The 20,369-nt window shown below is 45.1% G+C and carries 16 protein-coding genes; 5 read left to right on the top strand and 11 right to left on the bottom strand.

Translation table 11 applies throughout. From position 1 onward, the window contains the following. Positions 1-2: 2 nt before the first annotated feature. The gene (locus IPP67_02380; protein ID MBL0338047.1) at positions 3-461 is read right to left on the bottom strand and encodes a cytochrome c maturation protein CcmE; all 459 of its coding nucleotides are present in this window, start codon (positions 459-461) and stop codon (positions 3-5) included. Beyond that, complete coding sequence (gene ccmD, locus IPP67_02375) at positions 451-624, bottom strand: heme exporter protein CcmD (GenBank protein MBL0338046.1); 174 nt, start codon at positions 622-624, stop codon at positions 451-453. The genes IPP67_02380 and ccmD overlap by 11 nt, the downstream gene beginning before the upstream one ends. A 222-nt stretch (positions 625-846) precedes the next feature. On the opposite strand from ccmD, the gene mutL reads away from it, so the two are divergent. Next, entirely contained in the window at positions 847-2,658 is a 1,812-nt protein-coding gene (gene mutL, locus IPP67_02370; GenBank protein MBL0338045.1) for a DNA mismatch repair endonuclease MutL, read from the top strand. A gap of 36 nt (positions 2,659-2,694) precedes the next feature. Here the strand turns inward: mutL and IPP67_02365 are convergent, their stop codons facing one another. After that, positions 2,695-3,315 (bottom strand): CDP-alcohol phosphatidyltransferase family protein, encoded by a 621-nt coding sequence (locus IPP67_02365; protein ID MBL0338044.1) that lies wholly within the window; start codon positions 3,313-3,315, stop codon positions 2,695-2,697. A 247-nt stretch (positions 3,316-3,562) separates the two neighbouring features. On the opposite strand from IPP67_02365, the gene IPP67_02360 reads away from it, so the two are divergent. Both IPP67_02360 and IPP67_02355 read left to right on the top strand, forming a co-directional pair. Next, a complete protein-coding gene (locus tag IPP67_02360; protein ID MBL0338043.1) occupies positions 3,563-4,429 on the top strand; it encodes an acetyl-CoA carboxylase carboxyltransferase subunit beta in 867 nt (288 codons plus the stop codon). A gap of 66 nt (positions 4,430-4,495) precedes the next feature. After that, a complete protein-coding gene (locus IPP67_02355) occupies positions 4,496-5,803 on the top strand; it encodes a bifunctional folylpolyglutamate synthase/dihydrofolate synthase (protein ID MBL0338042.1) in 1,308 nt (435 codons plus the stop codon). Between the two features lie 738 nt (positions 5,804-6,541). On the opposite strand, the gene trxA is transcribed toward IPP67_02355, so the two are convergent. The 7 genes from trxA to tsaE all read right to left on the bottom strand — a co-directional run bounded on the left by trxA (position 6,542) and on the right by tsaE (position 15,546). Further along, positions 6,542-6,862, bottom strand: coding sequence for a thioredoxin (gene trxA, locus IPP67_02350; protein ID MBL0338041.1), 321 nt, complete (start codon positions 6,860-6,862; stop codon positions 6,542-6,544). 37 nt (positions 6,863-6,899) lie between these two features. After that, positions 6,900-10,292: a double-strand break repair helicase AddA gene (addA, locus tag IPP67_02345; GenBank protein MBL0338040.1), complete on the bottom strand. Its 3,393-nt coding sequence runs from the start codon at positions 10,290-10,292 to the stop codon at positions 6,900-6,902. A 12-nt stretch (positions 10,293-10,304) separates the two neighbouring features. Next, positions 10,305-13,274 carry a double-strand break repair protein AddB gene (gene addB / locus IPP67_02340; GenBank protein MBL0338039.1) on the bottom strand — a complete coding sequence of 990 codons (2,970 nt, stop codon included), beginning with the start codon at positions 13,272-13,274 and terminating at the stop codon, positions 10,305-10,307. Positions 13,275-13,295: 21 nt separating this feature from the next. Continuing rightward, on the bottom strand, positions 13,296-14,030 hold the full coding sequence (locus tag IPP67_02335) for a nucleotidyltransferase family protein (GenBank protein ID MBL0338038.1): 735 nt from the start codon (positions 14,028-14,030) through the stop codon (positions 13,296-13,298). A gap of 8 nt (positions 14,031-14,038) precedes the next feature. Next, positions 14,039-14,587, bottom strand: a complete 549-nt coding sequence (locus IPP67_02330) for a phosphotransferase (GenBank protein MBL0338037.1) — start codon at positions 14,585-14,587, stop codon at positions 14,039-14,041. Between the two features lie 106 nt (positions 14,588-14,693). Then, positions 14,694-15,056, bottom strand: a complete 363-nt coding sequence (locus tag IPP67_02325) for a phosphotransferase (protein MBL0338036.1) — start codon at positions 15,054-15,056, stop codon at positions 14,694-14,696. Next, on the bottom strand, positions 15,049-15,546 hold the full coding sequence (gene tsaE, locus IPP67_02320) for a tRNA (adenosine(37)-N6)-threonylcarbamoyltransferase complex ATPase subunit type 1 TsaE (protein ID MBL0338035.1): 498 nt from the start codon (positions 15,544-15,546) through the stop codon (positions 15,049-15,051). The genes IPP67_02325 and tsaE overlap by 8 nt, the downstream gene beginning before the upstream one ends. Positions 15,547-15,674: 128 nt before the next feature. Between tsaE and IPP67_02315 the strand changes: the two genes are divergently transcribed. Together IPP67_02315 and argC are read left to right on the top strand one after the other, a co-directional pair. Further along, positions 15,675-16,688: an NAD(P)/FAD-dependent oxidoreductase gene (locus IPP67_02315; protein MBL0338034.1), complete on the top strand. Its 1,014-nt coding sequence runs from the start codon at positions 15,675-15,677 to the stop codon at positions 16,686-16,688. A gap of 80 nt (positions 16,689-16,768) precedes the next feature. Next, positions 16,769-17,707 (top strand): N-acetyl-gamma-glutamyl-phosphate reductase, encoded by a 939-nt coding sequence (gene argC, locus IPP67_02310; protein MBL0338033.1) that lies wholly within the window; start codon positions 16,769-16,771, stop codon positions 17,705-17,707. Positions 17,708-17,957: 250 nt separating this feature from the next. Here argC and IPP67_02305 read toward each other — a convergent pair whose 3' ends face one another. Then, a complete protein-coding gene (locus tag IPP67_02305; GenBank protein ID MBL0338032.1) occupies positions 17,958-20,219 on the bottom strand; it encodes a PAS-domain containing protein in 2,262 nt (753 codons plus the stop codon). Positions 20,220-20,369: the final 150 nt, after the last annotated feature.

Below are 20,369 nucleotides of genomic sequence, written 5' to 3'. Positions count from 1 at the left end.
CTTTATTGTTCCCGATGAGGCAATTGGCTGTTTAGGTCCAAGGTTTTTTGGACGGAGCGGGGAACATAATTTTCGTCATGTTTGGCAAGGATCAGGGTAGTTTCAACGGTGCCGTCTTGCCGCCATATCCCTTCAATTACCACCCCTTTCCCTTCTTTAAATAGGGCTGGCCAATCCCCCATGTAGTTTTTGGTCACCGCGACAATTTCAGCCTGAAGATCGGTAATGATAAAATAATCAATGCGGCCGTCCGGGGACAGGTGGAAGCTGCCAGGTTTTACCAAGCCCCCAACCCGTAATTTTTGCCCATCGGCAAGGGGGGATTTGGGCTGTTGTAAATCACTGGGGGTATAAAAAAATGCTGAATTTTGGTTAATGACATAGATTAACAAAGCCGTGGCAGCAACGGCCAATCCTAAAATAATTAAACATAAATATAAACGGTATCTTTTAGGGTTCATGGGGACGATGTTCCAATGACGGGGTGGTGGTACGCTTTTGATTGCGGATATTTTTCATCTGTTTTTGATGATATAAAAAACGCCAAACAACCACGACCGTTGTCAGCAATAAAACGGTTATGGTAATTCCATAGGACAGCAAAATATATAGGCCGTGTTCCATCTTATTAATCAACCAGTTCTTTCTATGTATCAGGAAGCCTCATTGCCCTCAGGGGTTCCTAGCTTAAAAAGCATGGATTGATGACAGGATGATGAAGAATATCATATTCCTGTCTTGTGACGTGAAAGAATCCTTTCTATATTTATAATGGCTATTTTGGATAAAACAATCTTCTTTCCCATCAAAGGGTTTATACCCCGTCATTTATTATAGGAATTTTATATGGCTATTCGCGTTCTTCCCGAACATATGATTAATGTGATCGCCGCTGGTGAAGTGATTGAACGGCCAGCGTCGGTGGTTAAAGAGCTTTTGGAAAATGCGATTGATGCCGGGGCTTCGCAGATATCTGTCATGCTTGAGAATGCGGGCAAAACCAAAATTGTTGTCAACGATAATGGCTGCGGTATTTCGCCCCAAGACCTGGCATTGGCCATTGAACGGCATGCCACCTCAAAATTACCCGGGGATGATTTAAGTGATGTCGCAACTTTAGGTTTTCGGGGCGAGGCTTTGCCATCCATCGGGGCTATCGCCAAATTAACCATTACCAGCCGTATGGCAGGTGCTGAAGCGGCCTGGCAAATCGAAGTACATGGTGGTAAAAAATCTGCGGTGCATCCGGCCTCCTTAAATCCCGGCACGATGGTGGAGGTTGGGGATATATTTTTCGCAACCCCCGCCCGATTGAAATTTTTAAAATCAGATGCCACGGAATTGGCCCATATCATTGATATCGTCAATCGCCTGGCGTTGATTGCCCCCAAAATCGGGTTTAGTGTCCAGCACCGGGAACGCTCGCTCTTACGCTATGCCAAAATTCAGGACAATCTGTTGGGGACGGATTTATACCAACCCCGTGTGCTGCAAGTCATCGGGCAAGAATTTATCTCCAATAGCTTGACGGTTGAAGCGCAGCGCGAGGAACTGAAATTATGGGGTTTCATTGGATTGCCCACTTATCACCGTTCGAACAGCCAAGAACAATATTTCTTTGTGAACAACCGCCCTGTCCGTGACCGCCAACTTCAGGCTGCCATCCGCGTTGCGTATCAGGATGTTTTGCCCCATGACCGCTATCCGGCGACCATCTTATATTTGGAAATGCCGTCCGATCAATTGGATGTGAATGTCCATCCCGCTAAAACGGAGGTGCGTTTTCGTCAAGCAGACCGCGTGCGCTCCTTGATCATCTCATCGCTGAGATCACGCCTTATGCAGAATGATGTTAAAACCGCGAACACCATTGGCCAACAAGCCATCGATTATTTTAAGCCAAACGCGGCCGTGCAAAATCCGGGCCTGGTTTTTGCCGAGAAAGCGCCAGCCCAGCAATTCTCTTGGAATGCAAGCCGTGCTTCTTTTTCAACGCAAGATAATACGTTCTACCCCCCTCAGGACAATAGCCCTGCCTCCGCACCTGGTTCTTCCACCCTTAGCCCCGTTGAACCCGAGTATTTTCTGGGACGGGCAGTTGCCCAAATCCACCGCACGTATATTGTGGCGCAAACCGAGGAAAAAGTAGTGATTGTTGATCAACATGCTGCCCATGAACGGCTGATTTATGAAAAAATGAAAAATGGGCTGCAAGCGGAAGGGGTGAAAAGGCAGGCTTTATTGATCCCGGAAGTTGTCAATTTGCCTCAAGGAAGGGCTGCCATATTTATTGAAAAGGCAGCAGAACTATCCAAATTGGGTTTAACAATTGAGCCATTTGGGGTGGATGCGGTATTGGTGCGCGAAATTCCTGCCTTATTGGGGAGGGAAGATATTACCCAAACCATCCTTGATTTAGCAGAACAGATATTTGAAAATGGCGAAAGTTGGATTATCCAAAACCATTTGAATGAAATTTGCGGCACTTTGGCTTGCCATAGTAGCATTCGGGCTGGCCGCACGCTTAGTCTCAATGAAATGGATGCGCTGTTGCGCCAGATGGAGCAAACCCCCAATAGCAGCCAATGTAATCACGGGCGTCCGACTTATATTGAATTGAAACGCGAAGATATGGAAAAACTTTTCGGCAGACGTTAGGCGCTGCTATGGCACTATCAAAACATCCAACGCCTTTTACCGCTTAAATCTTCTTCTAGCTTTTAATAGGGCCTGTGATAAATGCCAATACATGGCAATCACCAGCAGGATGGCTGTAATGCCTAAAACAATATTCGTCCATAAGCCCGGGGTTACGCCGCAACCAATGACTAAGGATAAGATGAAAAAGATGGCTGCACGGTCGCTTTTCCCCATCGGCCCGTCATACGGTTTGGCCACCCTGGCAATATGGGCCATGATGGTGGATAATTCCGCAATAACAATTAAAATGACCAAAACCACCATGAGCCAGGCATGAATCCCAGGAATCAGCGCAAAAGGTAAATACAACATCACGTCGGAAAAAACATCACCCAATTCGGTCAAGGTTGCCCCCAGCCTTGTTTGGTGCTTATATTCCCTGGTTAGCATGCCGTCGGTTGCATTTAACATGGTTCGAAGCAATAACACGACGGGGATGGCCAATAAAAAATGAGGGGAAAAAGATCCGAGTAACACGGCCCCGCCACCGGTGGCACATAAGATAAAATTAACCCACATCACCTGGTTGGGGGTGGCGCCCGCTGAAGCAAGGCGCTGAACGAAGGGTTTTAATTGCCGTTTAAGGCGTGGTTTGATGCTTGGGAAAAGTGGCATTATACATACTGTCCGGCGTTGATTGGCTTCTGATCAAGAGGTTATAGAGGCCTGTTGTAAAAACATTCTAAAAGAATTTATTGTACAGCGGCATAATATTTCGGTACTCGTAAAACGTTTGTAATAGTAAAGGAAAGATAATGCCAACTAATTTATTGCATTATTAATTTACCAACTGTTGCGATTGTTTGCAACAGACGCTAAAGTAAAGAGAAACGATATTGTTTTTGTGTTGGGAGATGATCGCATGAGCTGGCTGACAAATTTTGTACGCCCTAAAATTCAATCCTTAAGGAAAACCGAAACACCGGATAATCTTTGGGAAAAATGTCCCGGTTGTAAACAAATGATTTTCCACAGGGATTTACATGCAAATCTATTTGTGTGCCCAACTTGTCAGTACCATTTGCGCCTGAGCTATAAAACACGTTTGGAAAAATTATTTGATCACGGCAAATATACCAGAAGGGAATTGCCTAAGTTTGAAATTGATCCCTTGAAATTCCGTGATCAGAAAAAATATGTGGACCGGTTAAAGGAATACCAAAATAAAAGTGGTGAAAATGATGCCTTGGTGGTCGCGGAAGGTGAAGTCCAAGGCCATCCGTTGGTGGTGGCTATTTTTAACTTTGCTTTTATGGGCGGTTCGATGGGAATAGCGGTGGGTGAGGGATTGTTGGCCGCTGCAGAGGCCGCTATCGCTAGTAAAGCTGCTTTGTTGGCCATTCCCGCTTCCGGGGGGGCGCGCATGCAAGAAGGCATATTATCCCTTATGCAAATGCCCCGCTCAACCATTGCGGTGGAGCGTGTTAAAAAAGCCGGGTTGCCTTATTTAGTCTTGCTGACGGATCCAACCACTGGCGGGGTTAGCGCTTCTTTTGCTATGCTGGGTGATATTACATTGGCTGAACCGGGCGCTATTATCGGTTTTGCTGGCGCACGGGTGATTGAAGAAACTATCCGTGAGAAGTTGCCGGAAGGATTTCAGCGGGCTGAATATTTACAAGAGCATGGGATGGTTGATTTGGTCGTGCATCGCCAAGATATCCCAGCTACCTTGGCAACCATTTTGCAACATTTAAATCCGGCGGCTAAGAAATTAGCAAGAGGATAGCAGGGGATAAGCATTGGCCCCCTATGAAAAATTTGGTGAATTTATTTTTTAGGAAGCTTTTGCCTGATGAAAATAAAAAATCAACAGACAGGGCCCAGCGGCCAAATTCTCGAAAGGCTCAAACATTTACACCCGAAAATGATCGACCTTTCTTTGGGGCGTATCCAACATTTACTGGCAAAGCTACATAACCCCCATCAAAAACTGGCGCCGGTCATTCATGTGGCAGGTACCAATGGCAAAGGATCAAGTGTTGCTTATTTGCGGGCCATTTTTGAAGCAGCCGGTTACCGAGTCCACGCTTATATTTCGCCCCATTTGGTTCATTTCCATGAGCGTATTCGGGTGGCGGGGCGTTTAATTGATGATGAAACCTTAACGGCCTTACTCGATGAATGCGAAAAAACCAACGGGGGGGAGCCGATTACTTTTTTTGAAATTACCACGGCTGCCGCCTTTTTGGCTTTTTCAAGGGCGCCCGCTGATATTGTTTTGCTGGAAACGGGTCTTGGCGGCAGGTTAGATGCCACCAATGTGATTGCCGAACCTTTGGTAACAATTTTAACCCCGATTTCTTTTGATCACATGCAATATTTAGGCAATAGTTTGGCTGATATTGCGGCAGAAAAAGCGGGCATTATGAAATATCGCGTGCCTGCGGTGATTGGCCCCCAACCCTTTGATGCGATGCAAGTATTTATCCCAAAAGCTGCAAGCTTATCGGCCCCACTCAGCCGCTATGGGGTGGAGTGGGATGTTGAAGAACGGACAGAAGATTTCATTTTCAAAGAATCGGGTCGGACAAAAATTTTCCCTAAACCTATTTTACCCGGATCACACCAAGTGTTAAATGCAGCAACCGTGATTGCGGCTTTAAAATATTTAAAAAAGTTCCGCCTAGATGATTCGGATATAGCGCGGGGCTTGAGAACAGCGGACTGGCCAGCGAGATTACAGCGCTTGACGAAGGGTCCCTTAAGTAAAATGTTACCGCCTTTGTGGGAATTATGGCTGGATGGCGCCCATAATCAGGGGGGTGCTGCAATTTTGCTGGATTGGTTGCAGCAACAGCCATCGAAGCCGACCTATCTTATTTTCGGCATGATTACCACCAAGCAACCTTTGGAATTCCTAGGTTATTTTGAGGGGAAAGTATCTGCGGTCAAAGTGATTCCGATTGCGGGTTCTGATCATTCCGCTTTCGACCCACAACATATTGTGGAAATGACTCAAAAATTATCTACAAATATTAGGGCCGAAAAAAATGAAAAAACGGCTCTTCAAAACATTATTGTGAATGAGCAACAGCCTGCAAGGGTTTTGATCTGTGGTTCTTTGTATTTGGCTGGGGAGATTCTGCGGGATAACGAATGAGTGATTATAATGTATATGCCGAAATAAAGCAAGAAATAATTATCGAATTATTCATCAGTTTTGATGAATAACCATATAATTTGCCGTTTTATTCGATAGCAGGGTAGGATACATTGAACTTATCGCACCATTGTGGGGCGATTTTATAAAAGGATAAAGAAAATGAATAAGAATCAAAAGCCAGCCGGTAAGCCAGCTCCGACTTCAAAGCCGAGCGCACCAGCCGGTGGCAAAAAGAAGTAATTTTTCTGAAAGCAAGTAATTGTTTTTAGAGAGATCTTCTCAAAACCCCTGTTTTGGCTATGCCAACAGGGGTTTTTAATTTGTGCTTAGGGATGGTCGGCCTCAACGAATGTTAAGAATTGGCCGTAAACATTAAAACGAAAGCGAACCAAGGTTTTTTCTGCTTGGCTTTTCCTTAATAGGGATAGGAAACAAAATGAGGATCATCGCGTTTTAGGAAATATATGGCCGCATGTTTGTCAAAATAGATACCGATCGGTTCTGACATATTTCTATCATCTATACGGATTACTCTGTCGCTGTCGATCATGCTGTCGGCCATAGCAATAGTTTCCATCGTCAAAAATGAATATCCAATCAAAAATAAACCCCATAAAAATTTAATCCCTAGGCGTGATTTCAAAGGATTGCTTGAAATATTGATCTCTAACATCTTCAAATGTATAAAAATTTGATATTGAATGGATTTAAGAAAAATCCATAGTTTTGGTCAAGCTAGAGGACTGATTCAATCCATTCTAATAATTTTGTTTTCTGCATGGCACCAACTTTTGTGGCGGCCACTTGGCCATTTTTGAACAGCATTAAGGTCGGTATACCACGCACCCCATAATTTTGCGGGGTATTGGGATTGTCATCGATATTGATCTTGGCAATAGTCAATTTTTCTTTTAACTGGGTTGCAATGTCTTCAAGAGCGGGGGCAATGACCTTGCAAGGGCCGCACCAATCCGCAAAAAAATCCACGAGTACGGGCTTGCTGGACTGCAAAACATCTTTCTGAAAATTATAATCGGTTGTTCTGATGGTTGACATAAGGCACCTTTTGATCGTTTGTGGTTCAATAATATATTCAATGGATGATGTAGGTATTAAGTAGATCATTTTCCAGTTCCATCAGCAAGGGTTTTGCTGTCCATAACAAAAAACAGCGAATCTGGCTAGGGGGATAGATATCGGGGGGATATATTTGGCTAATCAATGATCGATAAATGGCCATTTGCCGGAAATATTCAGCTGGAACATCGGCAATTGACCGGGGCAGGGCATGATGGGTCTTATAATCCATAATCCATATTTCTTTATCAAAGATAGCCAACCGATCAATGCGTCCGGTGATATGTACCCTTTCCCCTGATTTTTTAGGGATGAACCCTTGAATCGGTGCTTCATATAAATTCTCGGCCATACGTAACGATTGCCATAAAGGACTGCCGAGCAAGTGATGAATATGATGCAATATTTCTTGTTGTTGTCTGATGGGAAGGGCAAAAACCGCCCGCGCCAGAAACTGTTTGGCCGTTTCTTGAAAATCGGCTGGTGGTTGCTGTTCGGCCATTTGCAGTAATTGGTGGATAATCTGTCCCCTTAAATAAACCGATTGTTTGCCGTCCTCAGATAAGGGGCTAATCAAATGGCTTTGCTGTTCCCCACTGGGCAGCATAGTGGCAACCGGGCTGTTTCTTTCCACAATCGGTTTTTTCCACCAAACCGGCAAGGAATTTGCCAAAACCGGTGCAGGGGGCGCCTTCGCAAGTAAAGGGATAGTTTGCGGGCAATCAATCCTTAACCCTAAACCGGATGCTGGCCAATCTGCATCCGATTGGCTTAAGTCAAATGAACTTGCTATTTTCTCCATGCCGCTGCGGATAAAATCATGCCAATTTTTTCTTGATTTTGTGGTGGTCATCGAGCCGCCAATATATAGCCTGTCTTCAGCCCTGGTCATGGCCACATATAATAAACGTTCTTGTTCCTCGAGTATCTTTGCATCCATTTTTTCGCGCACCCTATTTTGCCATTCCGTATTCTGGCCTTTACCAGGTACCATAATAGGAAGGGGGCAAGGCTTCTGATCATCCCAAAAAATTTGGCTTGAAAGATTATTAACAAATAAGGTTTGGGCCAGAAAAACGATAGGCGCCTGCAAGCCTTTCGCCCCATGAATGGTCATTAAGCGGACGTGATCCAAGATGGGTTGTTCAAGATCGCGTTTAATCTCGGCATCACTTTCCTCTAAATGGTCAATAAATTCTTGTAAAGTACCAATACCTTGCTCTTCAAAATTAAGTGCTAAATGCAAAAATTCATCAATCGCCTCATGAATATCTGTTCCTAGTTCGGCCAGAAGTTTTGAACGCATGCCCAAATGGTCTAGAATATTTATATAAAAATGGTAGGGGCGCTGATAATCAACGGTGCTGAGCAGGCTTAGCAACATTTCATGTATAGGCTGATAGGGGGGATGATCCCGTTTTTTCTGTTTCAGGTTCTGCCAGAGCGAGGAGGAGCGGCCATGACATAAATCAAGCAAATCCTCCTCCGTGAGGCGGCCCAAAGGCCCCTTTAATACAATCGCCAAATTGAAATCATCTTGCGGCAGCAGACAAAATTTTCCGATAGCCACCAAATCATTAATCCCCATATTTTCTTTCAAAGCCAATCGATCAACACCTGCTACGGGAACTTCTTGTTGGCGCAGGGCATTTAATAAAATGCTGGTTAAAGGTTTGCGCCTTTGCACCAAAATCATGATATCCCGTGCTTGGATGGGACGACCTTGGGACGCCAACATCTCGCCTGAAAGCATTTTCTTAATCCGGCGGGCGATGGCCTGGGCCAGGACGATGTCCGCATTTTCCGCACCATTAAGGGGATTTTTAGATTGAAGCATGGGCCATAATTCAACGATTCCCCCGGCTTCTTGCCGATTCGGGATATGATTGATCTTAAATCCCTGCTGTTGCATCAAAGATTGGGGTTGGGTGAAGACGGCATCCACAACCTCTAGGATGGCTTTGGTCGAACGGAAAGATATGTCCAAATCCACATTTCGCCATTTTTTGGCAGCCTGTTGTGTATATTGGTGAAAGCGGTGGTTGGCTTTTAAAAATTCAGCTGGTTCTGCCTGCAAAAAACCATAGATGGATTGTTTCACGTCGCCCACGGCAAAAACCGTCCGGTTATCTTGGCGTTGCCCGCGCCCGGCAAAAAATTCCTGAACCAAGGTTTCAATCATTTGCCATTGCTCACTGTTTGAATCTTGGGCTTCGTCCAGTAAAACATGGTTGATATGATTGTCCAGTTTGTATAAAACCCAGGAAACATTCTGGGTGGAAAGCAGAAAACGGCTGACCAAACGGACCAAGTCTTGGTAATCAAGGCTTAGGTTTCGTCTTTTGATCAATTGATAATGGGTATCAAAATGTTGATAAATCACCAGCAAATTACTGATTTTACCGATCCATTGTTCTGCCCTGATAACGGACAGATATTGGACGCATGCTTGGATTTCGCCATGGATGAATGCGCCCTCTGCGGAATTGGCGTCTATTTTTTCCAGTTCTTTGCGGGGTGTTTCTTCTTTGGTTAAGAAAATCGCTACATATTGTTGCAGGTGATGGCTGGTACCGCTTGCACGCGCAACCCATTCCTGGATCTTTTCAACTGTTTTACCAAATGTTGTTTTAGAAATTGAAAAATCGCTTTTGATCCCATGCTTTTTTAGACGTTCCTTGGTTTTTTTATAAAATTCTTGGCGGATCAATTCGCTATCCCCCAAATTTTCTATGCCTTCTTGGTGCTTGAGGATATTAACGACATTTTCAACATTCTGATGCTCATCCAACAATTGATGGAAAAAGCGATTGTTTTGCCGCAGCATACCCATCATGTCGATAAAAGCGGGCCAGCTATATTGGCTAGTTACCTGATGAAGGGCTTGCCGTAAATCTGGCCGCGCAGTCTCACGGATTTCCTGCAGCGTATCTTCAAGGGCTTGTTTCACGAGAAGTTTTGCCTCGGTTTCCTCCATCACCTGAAAACCTGGGGAGATACCTGCTTCCAGTGGGAATCTTTCTAACAAGCTTTGACAAAAGGAATGCATGGTGGAGGCTTGCAAGCCAATGGGATCATCAAGAACTTGGAAAAAAAGCTGCCGGGCCCTGACAATATCGGCTTTGGCAGGCGCAACCCCCAAAAGTTGCATTAAATCTTTTTCCAAAAATTCCTGGCCGTTCACCACCCATGCTAGCATCCGTTCCAATATACGGTTGACCATTTCGGATGCGGCCGCTTTGGTGTAAGTTAAACAAAGGATGGTTGAAACTTTGGTGCCGTCCAGCAACAGCCTTAAAACCCGATCTGTTAATACTTTGGTTTTACCCGTGCCTGCCGAGGCGGATACCCAGGCAGATGCCTGCGGGTCGGAGGCTTGCCGCTGATCATGGAAGGCTTTTTGTTGCAAGGATGGTTCCTATTATTCATCACTATCTGCACCTAATCCTTGGGATCCGGAATTCCAACTATCGAACCTGGCCAAATGCTGATAAGGTAATAATAAGGCAGAATCAGGTTGGTTAACGGGGAATTCGTAAGTTGAAGTGGGGACTGTGTAATAATAATTTAAGGTTTGATGTAATTTTGCCGTTAGGTTTTCCCGGATTGGCAGTTCATAGGGATCCAGTGACAACATCGGATCATTTTTAAATTGGCTGCCTAATTGGTAAAAGGTTAATTCCTGGACTTTTTTGGCGGGGATCGATTTGAAAGCGCCAGCTTCGGCAATTAATAATTCAATCGGCAATTGGCAGGCTTCCCCTTCGACGATTTGGGTTTTTGAAGGGATTTTGCCAGTTTTATAATCGATGATCCGTAATTGATCATTGTTAAGCCAGTCAATCCGGTCAGCACGGGCATGAAGGGTAAGGGATTGGTTGCCAATTGATAGGACGATAGACCCTTCACTTTCACAAAAAACCTGTTTGATGGTAGGACGATTTTCATATTCCGTTTGCCACAGCCATGCCAGCACCGGTTGAAAAGGCAACCACCAGAAGGCCCATATTTGGGGGTTTTTTAAGTAAGGGGCAAAAGAATCTTGGGCCAGCTCATAGAAACGTTTTTCTGCCGCTTTGGGTAATTGTTGGGGATAAAGACGATTAAATTCATATAGGATATGATGGATAAGGATTCCACGGGTCCGTGCTTGGGGATCCATTCTTAACCCCAATAAAGGTTTTAACCGTAGGATGCGTTTTGTATAAAATTCATAAGGGTTGCGCAGCAATATTTCCATATCGGTCGCTGCTATTTTAAGCGGCCTTTGTTCGAAAGCAGGGCAGGGATGCGGCCTGGGGATTTTAACGGGTGTGACAGGTTCAATCAGCTGTTGTTGCCAATTCAGCCAATCGCCTTTGGGGATATCCATGCCGAACCTGGCTTTGGCCAAAGCCTGGAGGCGTTGGATAAAGCGGGATGGGCGGGTGGGGGTGCCATCCAGCTTAATCGACCGGGTTAAATATACTTTTCGGGCGTAACAATTTTGAATAAAATCAAAAGCGGAAGCCCCAATCATTTCCTCGGACGGCGGCAAGCCCAATTGCTGCCGAAAACGGCTGTTAAGCCAAGGGTTTGAGGGGATGGTTGGCGGCCATTTTTCTTCATTAAGCCCCGCCAGGACGACGACATCAGCCTGTTGTAATTGCGCCTCCAATACCCCCCATAAAAACAGCCTGGGATTGAAGCCGATTTTTGGATAGATCGTTTTCTCCTTCAAGAAATCGGTTAAAATATCCGCATATTGTTCGGGTGCAATGAGCAGGTCATTTTGATCAGCCTCTAAGATATCGGCAATCACTTGGGCGGCTGTTTCCCCTTCTTCATTTTTCCAAAGCAAAGAAGCACCTGATTGTTCGGGGGTACTAGCTAACCATTCCGCAAATGCACAATGAATTTTAACCAGTTTTTTGAAACTGACCAAAGGCTCTTTAAATAAATCGGCAAAGGCCGCGGATTGCTGGTGCAGCAGTGTTAAAAGCGGCAATAAACGCCTGTATTCTTTTTTCTCCCGGCACCTTTCCAAAAGCATGGCCAGATTAGCAGGAAAATTCTGGCGCAAAAATTTTATTTCAATTTGCCGAATGATAGTCAGGAACATCTGGCGGTTGCGTCCGGCATGGCTAAAAGGGTGTTTCAAAGCGGCTAGAAACGAAGCAGTTTTTTGATTGGGATTAAACATTTGAGCGGTCAGCCGCAAATATTTACCGATGACGGTTTGATGCAGGAATTGGCCAGCCGAATCGTCAATATTGATATGCCAACGCTTTAATTCAATGGCGACTTGCAGGGCTAACCTACGATCAGGGGTGATGAGGGCAATCCGGCGGTGATCCGGGTTTTCCAAGGCCGCACGCAAGATTAAGGCAACCACCTGGCTTTCTTCCCGCAGCCCTGGGCATTCAACTAATTGGATGTTTTCCAAAGATGTGGCTGGAATATGATTGGTTTCATGATACCAATCCCCAATCAAGGCAGATGAACGCATGGCCAAATGCAGCAATTGATGACGGCCTTCTGCATGCGGTATAGGGGGGGCGGATGGCCAGGGCTGCACTAAAGCTATATCCTGCTTCAAATAAGTCATTATTTTAAGGATTTTATATTGGGGATGGGTAGGGTCTTGGCGGATTTCTTGCTGTAAACCAGGGCTGGCCAAAAGATCAATCGCAGGAAATAAAATCACCCCCTTGGGTAAACGGGCAATCACGGATAATAGTTGCAGGATCAGGGGATCTGTGTGGGTGATGCCCACCGCGATTACCGGATCCGCTGGCGGCACGGTACGCCATAGGTGGCAAAGGCTTTCCAACGCTTGTTGATGCAATTCTTCGGGGTTTATGGCCCCTTCATCGGCCAGAATTTGGGGCCAAGCTTGCCGGATAATATTTAAGAAAACTAAGGTTTTCTGCCAATGTTCTGCATAATCGCTATCAACAATATTTTCAAGTTCGCTGAGATCGGTCCGAAAGTTGATGGTTTCTTCCAAGAATCCCACTAAAGAACGGGCCAAACGTAAAGAATGTCGCACATTATGGCTGCCGACTGCCGTAAATCCCCCTTGCCGGATTAAGCGCGCCAATAAAAATTCACGGCGTGTCTTAGATAAGGCGGGTTTCCAGGGGTTTGTGGCTAAGAAATTTGGCAATAATCCGGGAATGGGCGTATCAATTTTCACATCAGAGATGGGCAAAATTCTTGGCAAAAGGATCGCGGCAGCGCTAGGGGTTTTTTCCAAAAGCGCTGCTTGTAAAAAGCGGCAAGAACGCCGGTTAGGCAGAAAAATAATCGCCTTGGCCATCGACAAGGGGTCATTCTTCGTCTCATCGGTAATATAATCCGCCAGTAATTGGATCGAGGAATAACCGGGTGGGGTATAATATAAGGTCATGCCGTCAATGGGTTCAATTTTTTAACCGTTCCGATGCTTGGTTTTTAGGTAATTTTCAACTTCCTTGATATCTTGCGGCGTACTGACATGCAACCATTCACCGTCATGCCGGACGGCATATAAACGTTGGTTGGCAATCGCTTGATCATATAAGACATTCAAGGAGAATTTCCCTGTAGGGCTTGTGTCAAATAATCTTGGGTGGATAATTTGGATGCCGCTGAAAACGAAAGGGGCTACCTCCCCATCCTCCCGGCGCTTTACGGTGCCATCTGCAAATAAATGGAAATCCCCGGCCGCGTGATACCCAACCGCCTTGATTACCGGTTGCAATAAAAGCAAAACATCCATTTTGGTATCATCCCACTGCCCGGCAAGATGCCGCAAGGCGTTATGGCTGGCATTAAACCAAATAATTTTGCCATTAATGACATAAAAAGGCTGGTTGTCCAGCAAAGGCAATGCTTGTTTGACCCCGCCGCCTGTTTCCAAAATTTCTTTTTCTTCGCTTAGGGTGATTTTAATACCGGTTTGACGGGCAAGATATTGGTGTAAATGGTCTGCCAAATGATGGCTGTTAATGACCACTTCTTCAAGATTGACTTCTTTTAAGCGGTCAAGGATATAGCCGAGAATGGGTTTTCCCAAAATGGGAACCATGGCTTTGGGCATATGGGTTGATATGGGCCGTAACCGGGTGGCGTAGCCTGCGGCTAAAATCATGGCGGTACGTATGACAGGTGACTGGGTCATCATAATATATGCTAGGCTTTCAAGCTTAAGGGGTTATGTCTTATTTTTGCAGGAAAATGGCCTGCAAACCAATTTTTTAAAGGTAGTAAGGAGGGATAATCCAAGGCTGATTCCAACTGTTTCCAGACCCTTGGGATAAATTGCAGGTAACCGGGTTTGGTATCCCGTTTGAAAAGCCTGACGAAGGTGCCCAGAATGCGCGTATGCCGCTGGGCCGCAAAAAGCGCATAACTGGCATCAAATTCTTCCCGGTGGTCTTGGGGGAAGGCTGATTGATATCTGTGAATAAGCTGCGTGCCTAAAGCCTGGCCCACATCCCGCCTGGCATCATCAATTAAAGACATCAAATCAAACATGGCAGGCCCTTGGACGGCATCTTGGAAATCAAGCAAGCCACAGGCTTTTATGCCGGGTTTATGGGGCAGAACCATCAAATTATCCACATGAAAATCAAAATGGGTCAATACTTGATGCGGGGATGCGGTTGTTTGGAAAATATGTTGCCAAATTTCAACATATTCTTGCAGAGTGGCTGCAGGAATAGGGGTTTTATGAATCATTGGCCAATACCATTCCGTAAAAACTTGAACCTCGCGCAACACTTTATTTAAATCAAAAGGTGATAACTGCGCTAGGATGGGGGATCAGAATGATGACGGATATGGATCAAAAGATCGCAGGCAAGTTGATATAATTTTTTTCTTCATAGCCTGTTTGCAGTAAGCGGGTGTAGGTATTATCTCCCAAATCTTCCATGATGATAAAGCCTTGTTGCAGATCAACGGCCAAGATCTCTGGGACAGATATCTCCATTTTATGAAGTATTTGGGCAATTTTTAGAAAATGATCAATCCTTTCCTTGGGTGGCGGGGCATCCATTAACATGGCGGACTGCCGATTCGCAAGGTGTAACCGTTCATATTGCCGGAAAGACGCATCCCCAGAAATTTTGATCCTTTGCGCCTGTTGCCAACCATGTTCCCGAAGAAAATGCTGAAGGCTTATTTCTCGTTCCTTGAGATTAGACATCGAATAATCCTGCTAAAGTTAGTCTTTCTTGCCAATTGGTAGATCCATATACGCTAATATGCCGCTTTTCCGCTGTTTCAGCAAATTCAATCATGATATCCAGTCGTTCTTTTGGCAAAAAATGCTTCAAACGTTGCGGCCATTCTACTAAACTAATGCCAGTTGCCCATGCTTCTTCAATGGATAACTCTAATACTTCTTCCGGTTGTTGAAGCCTATAAAGATCAAAATGCCAAATAGTTTCCGTCCCACCCGAATACACTTGAACCAAGGGGAAAGTGGGGCTGGGGATTTCCCCGATTTGGGGGTATAAGGCTTGGATAAAATAGCGGGCGAAAGTCGTTTTACCGGCCCCTAAATTTCCCCATAAAGCGATAATATCCCCTGGGTTACAAAGAATTGCCAATTGACGGGCAAAAATTTTGATATCGGCCAGTTTTTGGCTGGATAACTTTCTAAGGATCGGCAAAGAAGGAAATTCGGGATACATATTTCTAAAAAAAACGACCGTGAGTTAACTTAATCTATAATTAATAAGAATAGGATGACATTATACATCAATTCAGTGGATAATATACCAAACAATTTCTATCAATGACAAAGGGAAATGCGGGTATCATGCAACATCATACGACTGACGTTTTAATTGTGGGGGCAGGCCCTGTTGGATTATTCAGTGTTTTTGCTTGCGGCATGCAAAAGCTGCGTTGCCAGGTGGTTGATTCGCTTGAAATGATCGGCGGGCAATGCAATGCCTTATATCCTGAAAAACCTATTTATGATATACCAGCCTACCCGCTGATTACCGGGGCTGATTTAATCCAAAAATTGCAGGCGCAAATTGCCCCTTTTCATCCGGTTTTCCATTTGGGGCACCAAATCCAACAATTGCATTTTTATGAAGGCAGATGGCAGGCAAAAACCAATAAGAATTTGGTTATCAACGCATCGGCCGTGATTGTGGCGGCAGGGGTAGGGGCATTTGGCCCCAACCGCCCGCCTTTGGCTAATATTGAGGAATATGAGGGGAAAAGCGTTTTTTACCATGTGCGCCAACCCAGCCAGTTTGCAGGTAAAACCATTGTGATTGCGGGTGGGGGTGATTCTGCCCTGGATTGGGCGATTAACCTGAGCCCCTTAACCGCCAAAACCTACTTGATCCATCGCCGCCAGAAATTCCGGGCGGCCCCAGCCAGTTTAGAAAAACTGGAAGATCTTGTTAAAAAGGGCAAAATAGAGGTGGTGGTGCCCTATCAGTTACATGAATTAAAGGGTCAGAATGGTTTCTTGACAGAAATGGTGTTGCAAGATTTGGATGGCCATCAGAAAAGCTTGAAGGCCGATGCCTTGCTGGCTTTCTTTGGCCTATCCAATCAATTAGGGCCGATTGCCGATTGGGGGTTATCACTTGATCACCACCATATCAAAATCAATCCTGAACATTGTGCAACCAACCAACTTGGTATTTATGCGGTTGGCGATATTGCGGCCTATCCCGGTAAATTGAAGTTGATATTAACCGGGTTTAGCGAAGCCGCAAGCGCGGCCCACGCCATCCGGGCCTATTTACGCCCGGATGAGGTGGTGCATTTTGAATATTCAACGACTTCAGGGGTTAACCCGCTTTCTTAAGTCTTAAAGGTAAATTTTTTCTTCTTTCTCTAGAAAACAAGGGGCCACGGATTGAACGGGATATTTATTTTTTATAAAACATGAAACCACTTATTTTCATCGACGGCGAAGCCGGTACCACTGGTCTGCAAATCCATTCCCAGCTGAGCAATCGCAGCGATATCGAGTTGCTGCAACTTCCCCAAGCTGACCGAAAAGATCCATTAAGGCGCACGGAGGCGATAAATTCTTGTGATATCGCCATCTTGTGTCTGCCTGACGACGCGGCCCGTCAAGCAGTGTCATTCGTGAAAAATCCGCGAGTTCGGGTGCTGGACGCCAGTTCAGCCCATCGCACCACACCGGCTTGGGTCTATGGTTTTCCTGAGTTGACCATTGGCCAGAGCCAGCGGATTGCAATGGCGCCGCGTGTATCTAACCCGGGCTGCTACCCTACTGGTGCTATTGCATTATTGCGTCCGTTGACTGAAGCGAAAATAGTACCGCTCGATTATCCGGTGAACGTACATGCAATTTCCGGATATTCGGGCGCCGGTCGTTCTTTAATTGACGCTTATGAGGATCCGCAGCATCCGCAGCATACGAATGCGCCGTTTCGCGGTTACGGGCTAAACCTGGAACATAAGCATGTTCCAGAAATGCAGACTGAGGCGTTGCTGAAGTATCGCCCTATCTTTACACCGAGTTATGGTAAATACCGACAAGGGATTGTATTGTATGTGCCGCTTCACCTGCGCTTGCTGGCACCAGGCATATCGGTTGAACAGATTCACTCTAGTCTGAGTGAGCATTATGCCGATACCGAATATATCAATGTTCTGTCCTTGGAACAGGCGCGTGCCGTGTCTCAGCTGGATCCTGAATATTTGAATGGGAGCAATAAGCTCGACGTCTACGTGTTCTCGAAAGAAAATTCGGGACATGTTTTGCTGACGGCAGTCTACGATAATCTGGGCAAGGGCGCATCGGGAGCCGCAGTGCAGAACTTGAATATCATGCTCAATGGCCGTATGAAATAAGCTTCGGAAAATATAGTTTGGGGGATTATATACTTAATAGACCCAAGCGAATGACTTAGTGTTTTCTTAATAACTAAGGGAATGCCATAATGAGCGTGAAGCAATGCGTGAATTACACATTGAACCGATGGGGGGTAAGGATACAATTGTAGAAGCCAACGAAAAGTATGTTGGGGGCTTGGAAAAAAATAAACACACCACATTTAGTATGTGGGTCTGTCAAGTATATAATCCCCTATTTTTCGGGCATTTATGCGGGAAAAGTGCAGGTGATGGTGGTTTCTGCTGTATTTGATTCAAGCGAGATACTGCCTTGATGCATCACAATTAATTGCTTGCTGAGGGCCATGCTCAGGTAATTCGCCCCGGATTTTTTACGGGCATGGTTATCTGCAAATTTCTCAAAAGTTGCTTTTTGCTCTAAGGGAGACAAAAATTTACCTTGATCTTTGACCGTTAAAATAAACAAACCTTGCTCAAATTTTAAAGTGATATTGACGGCTTTGCCCACTGAAGAGCGACTGACGGCATTGCTGATAATGGTCATTAACGCCTGCTTTAAACGTTTTTCATCCCCATAAATCCAAGCCTGGTTTATAGCGGGATAAAAATGGATGACAATCTGCTGTTGTTTGGCCTGTGGACTCAGTGAATCGACCATTTGCTGTAATAATTCACGTAAGTTAACCGGATGCCTCGCGAGTTCCAAATAGCCTGCTTCAATGGCAGTGACATCTAAAACATCATCGATCAATTGGGTTAATTGGGCGGATGCTTCAATGATATTGCCCATGATGGGTTGCTGCGCTTTGGGCAATTGTCCCCAATAACCCGCCTGCAGCATTTCGGTAAAACCCACAATAGCGTTCAAGGGGGTGCGGAACTCATAAGAAATATTGGCCAGGAAGGTGGTTTTCATTTTATCAGCGGCCTCCAATGCTTCATTGCGTTGCTGTAAGGCTTCCGCTGCCCGGAAACTATCGCTAATATCCAAATAACTAAATAAGCTGCTGCCGTCTGGTAAAGGTTCCACACTAAATTGGAAAACACGGCCGTCTTTCAATTCAACTTTACCCTGCCTTGATTGACCATTGGTAATTAACCCAATAACTTCCGTCGCTTGTATGGCTGATGACTTGCCTGGTTGGGGTAATAAGATGGCTTCGATCTTGGGGACAATTTCGGTGATATGGGGGGTCTGATTAACGGAGGTATTTTCCGGCTGCCAATATTTGCGGTAGGCGGCGTTGGCAAGTTTTAAGCGTCCATCGCTGCCAAAAACAGCCACGGCTTCATGGAGGTGGTCAATCGTTGCCCGTTGAACGTCAATTAATGTATTATAAGACCGCTCCAAACTAAGCCGATCCGTGACGTCATCAACCCGCATTAATACCCCGCCAAAAGGATGGGGAGAAACCCCCAGACGCAGCGTTGACCCATCACTTAAATGCCACAATTCTTGAAAAGATTCGGTAACAGACATATAAAGCCTAACTAAATCTTTCTTATATTGCACAAAATCAACTTGTTCGGGAATGCGGCGATGGTTTCTTAACTGCTCCAAAACATCTGCCATGCTGGGATTTTTGCCCAAGAAATTTTCAGACAATCCTAAAATTTTACAGTAAGCCTGGTTGAAAAAGCGCAGACGGCTTTCGGGGCTGTAGATGGCAATGCCGGTGTCAATCGTCTCTAGTATCTCTGCATGGGCGGAAATTTGCTGCGATAAGCGGTTTTGTAAATCCTCCAAACCGGTAACATCCAAAGCAATCCCTATCGTTGCAAAATCTTTCTTTAACCCTTCCTCAGAAACGGGGGTTTCTTGAAAATCCAATAAATGCCGTTTGCCACCGATGATAACATGGTGGCTTTCTGACTGGGTCAGGTTTAAATCTAGCGAACGTCCTGCCAATTTCTGCAGATTAATACCCTGCCCCGGCGCCAGCAGCTCGCTATGATCCAATATAATGGAGATTTGGTCTTTACCTAAAATATTGGCGTAGGCTTGATTGCAATAGAATAACTGTAAATTTTTCTTTCTACCCCAAACCGGAAAAGGAAGATCATTCAGTATGTATTCCCGCTGTAAAAGGGTTTGATAAAAATCCGAGAGCACCAAATGATCAATAAGCAATAAGTAAAGGCGATTTTCTTGTTGATAAACGCAGCAAAACATTATTTTACCAGCGGAGCTTGTATACCAAAATCCGATCGGTGCAGATGCCAAGCGTCCCTGGATCTCCTGATTGAGCGCTTGATGGTCTTCCTCTGATAAAATGTGATCGAGGGTAGGGGTTGTTATGATAGCTGTCCAAAAGCTGGCGCTTGGTGTGCCGCCTGAATCTTTATAAAAAGCATAAACTTTCCCCTGACCGGCTAAGCCTTCCAAAAAAGATTGATTTTTTCTTTGGGATTTTTTCAAACGAAAATGGCTAATTGCTAAAACCAGCAAGCAAAGGCATGATAATACTAAGGCACCAACCATAAACCAGAAAAGAGCAGGGTCATTCATGGGCGGGTAACCTTATGGCCAAGTAATGAATAGAGTTAACAAAATGGTAACAAAATGTGGGAGCAACCGCAATCTTTAAAAAGGAATTTGCCTGATTGCCAGCTTGTATCTCACAAAGATAAGGCATGCGGGTAAAGCAGGTTACTCATA

The sequence above is a fragment of the Rhodospirillaceae bacterium genome, from assembly GCA_016722635.1.
In the GTDB taxonomy this organism is placed as follows: Bacteria; Pseudomonadota; Alphaproteobacteria; order JAEUKQ01; family JAEUKQ01; genus JAEUKQ01.
The sequence above is the reverse complement of the archived record's forward strand: the minus strand, read 5'-3'. Positions and strand labels throughout refer to the sequence as shown.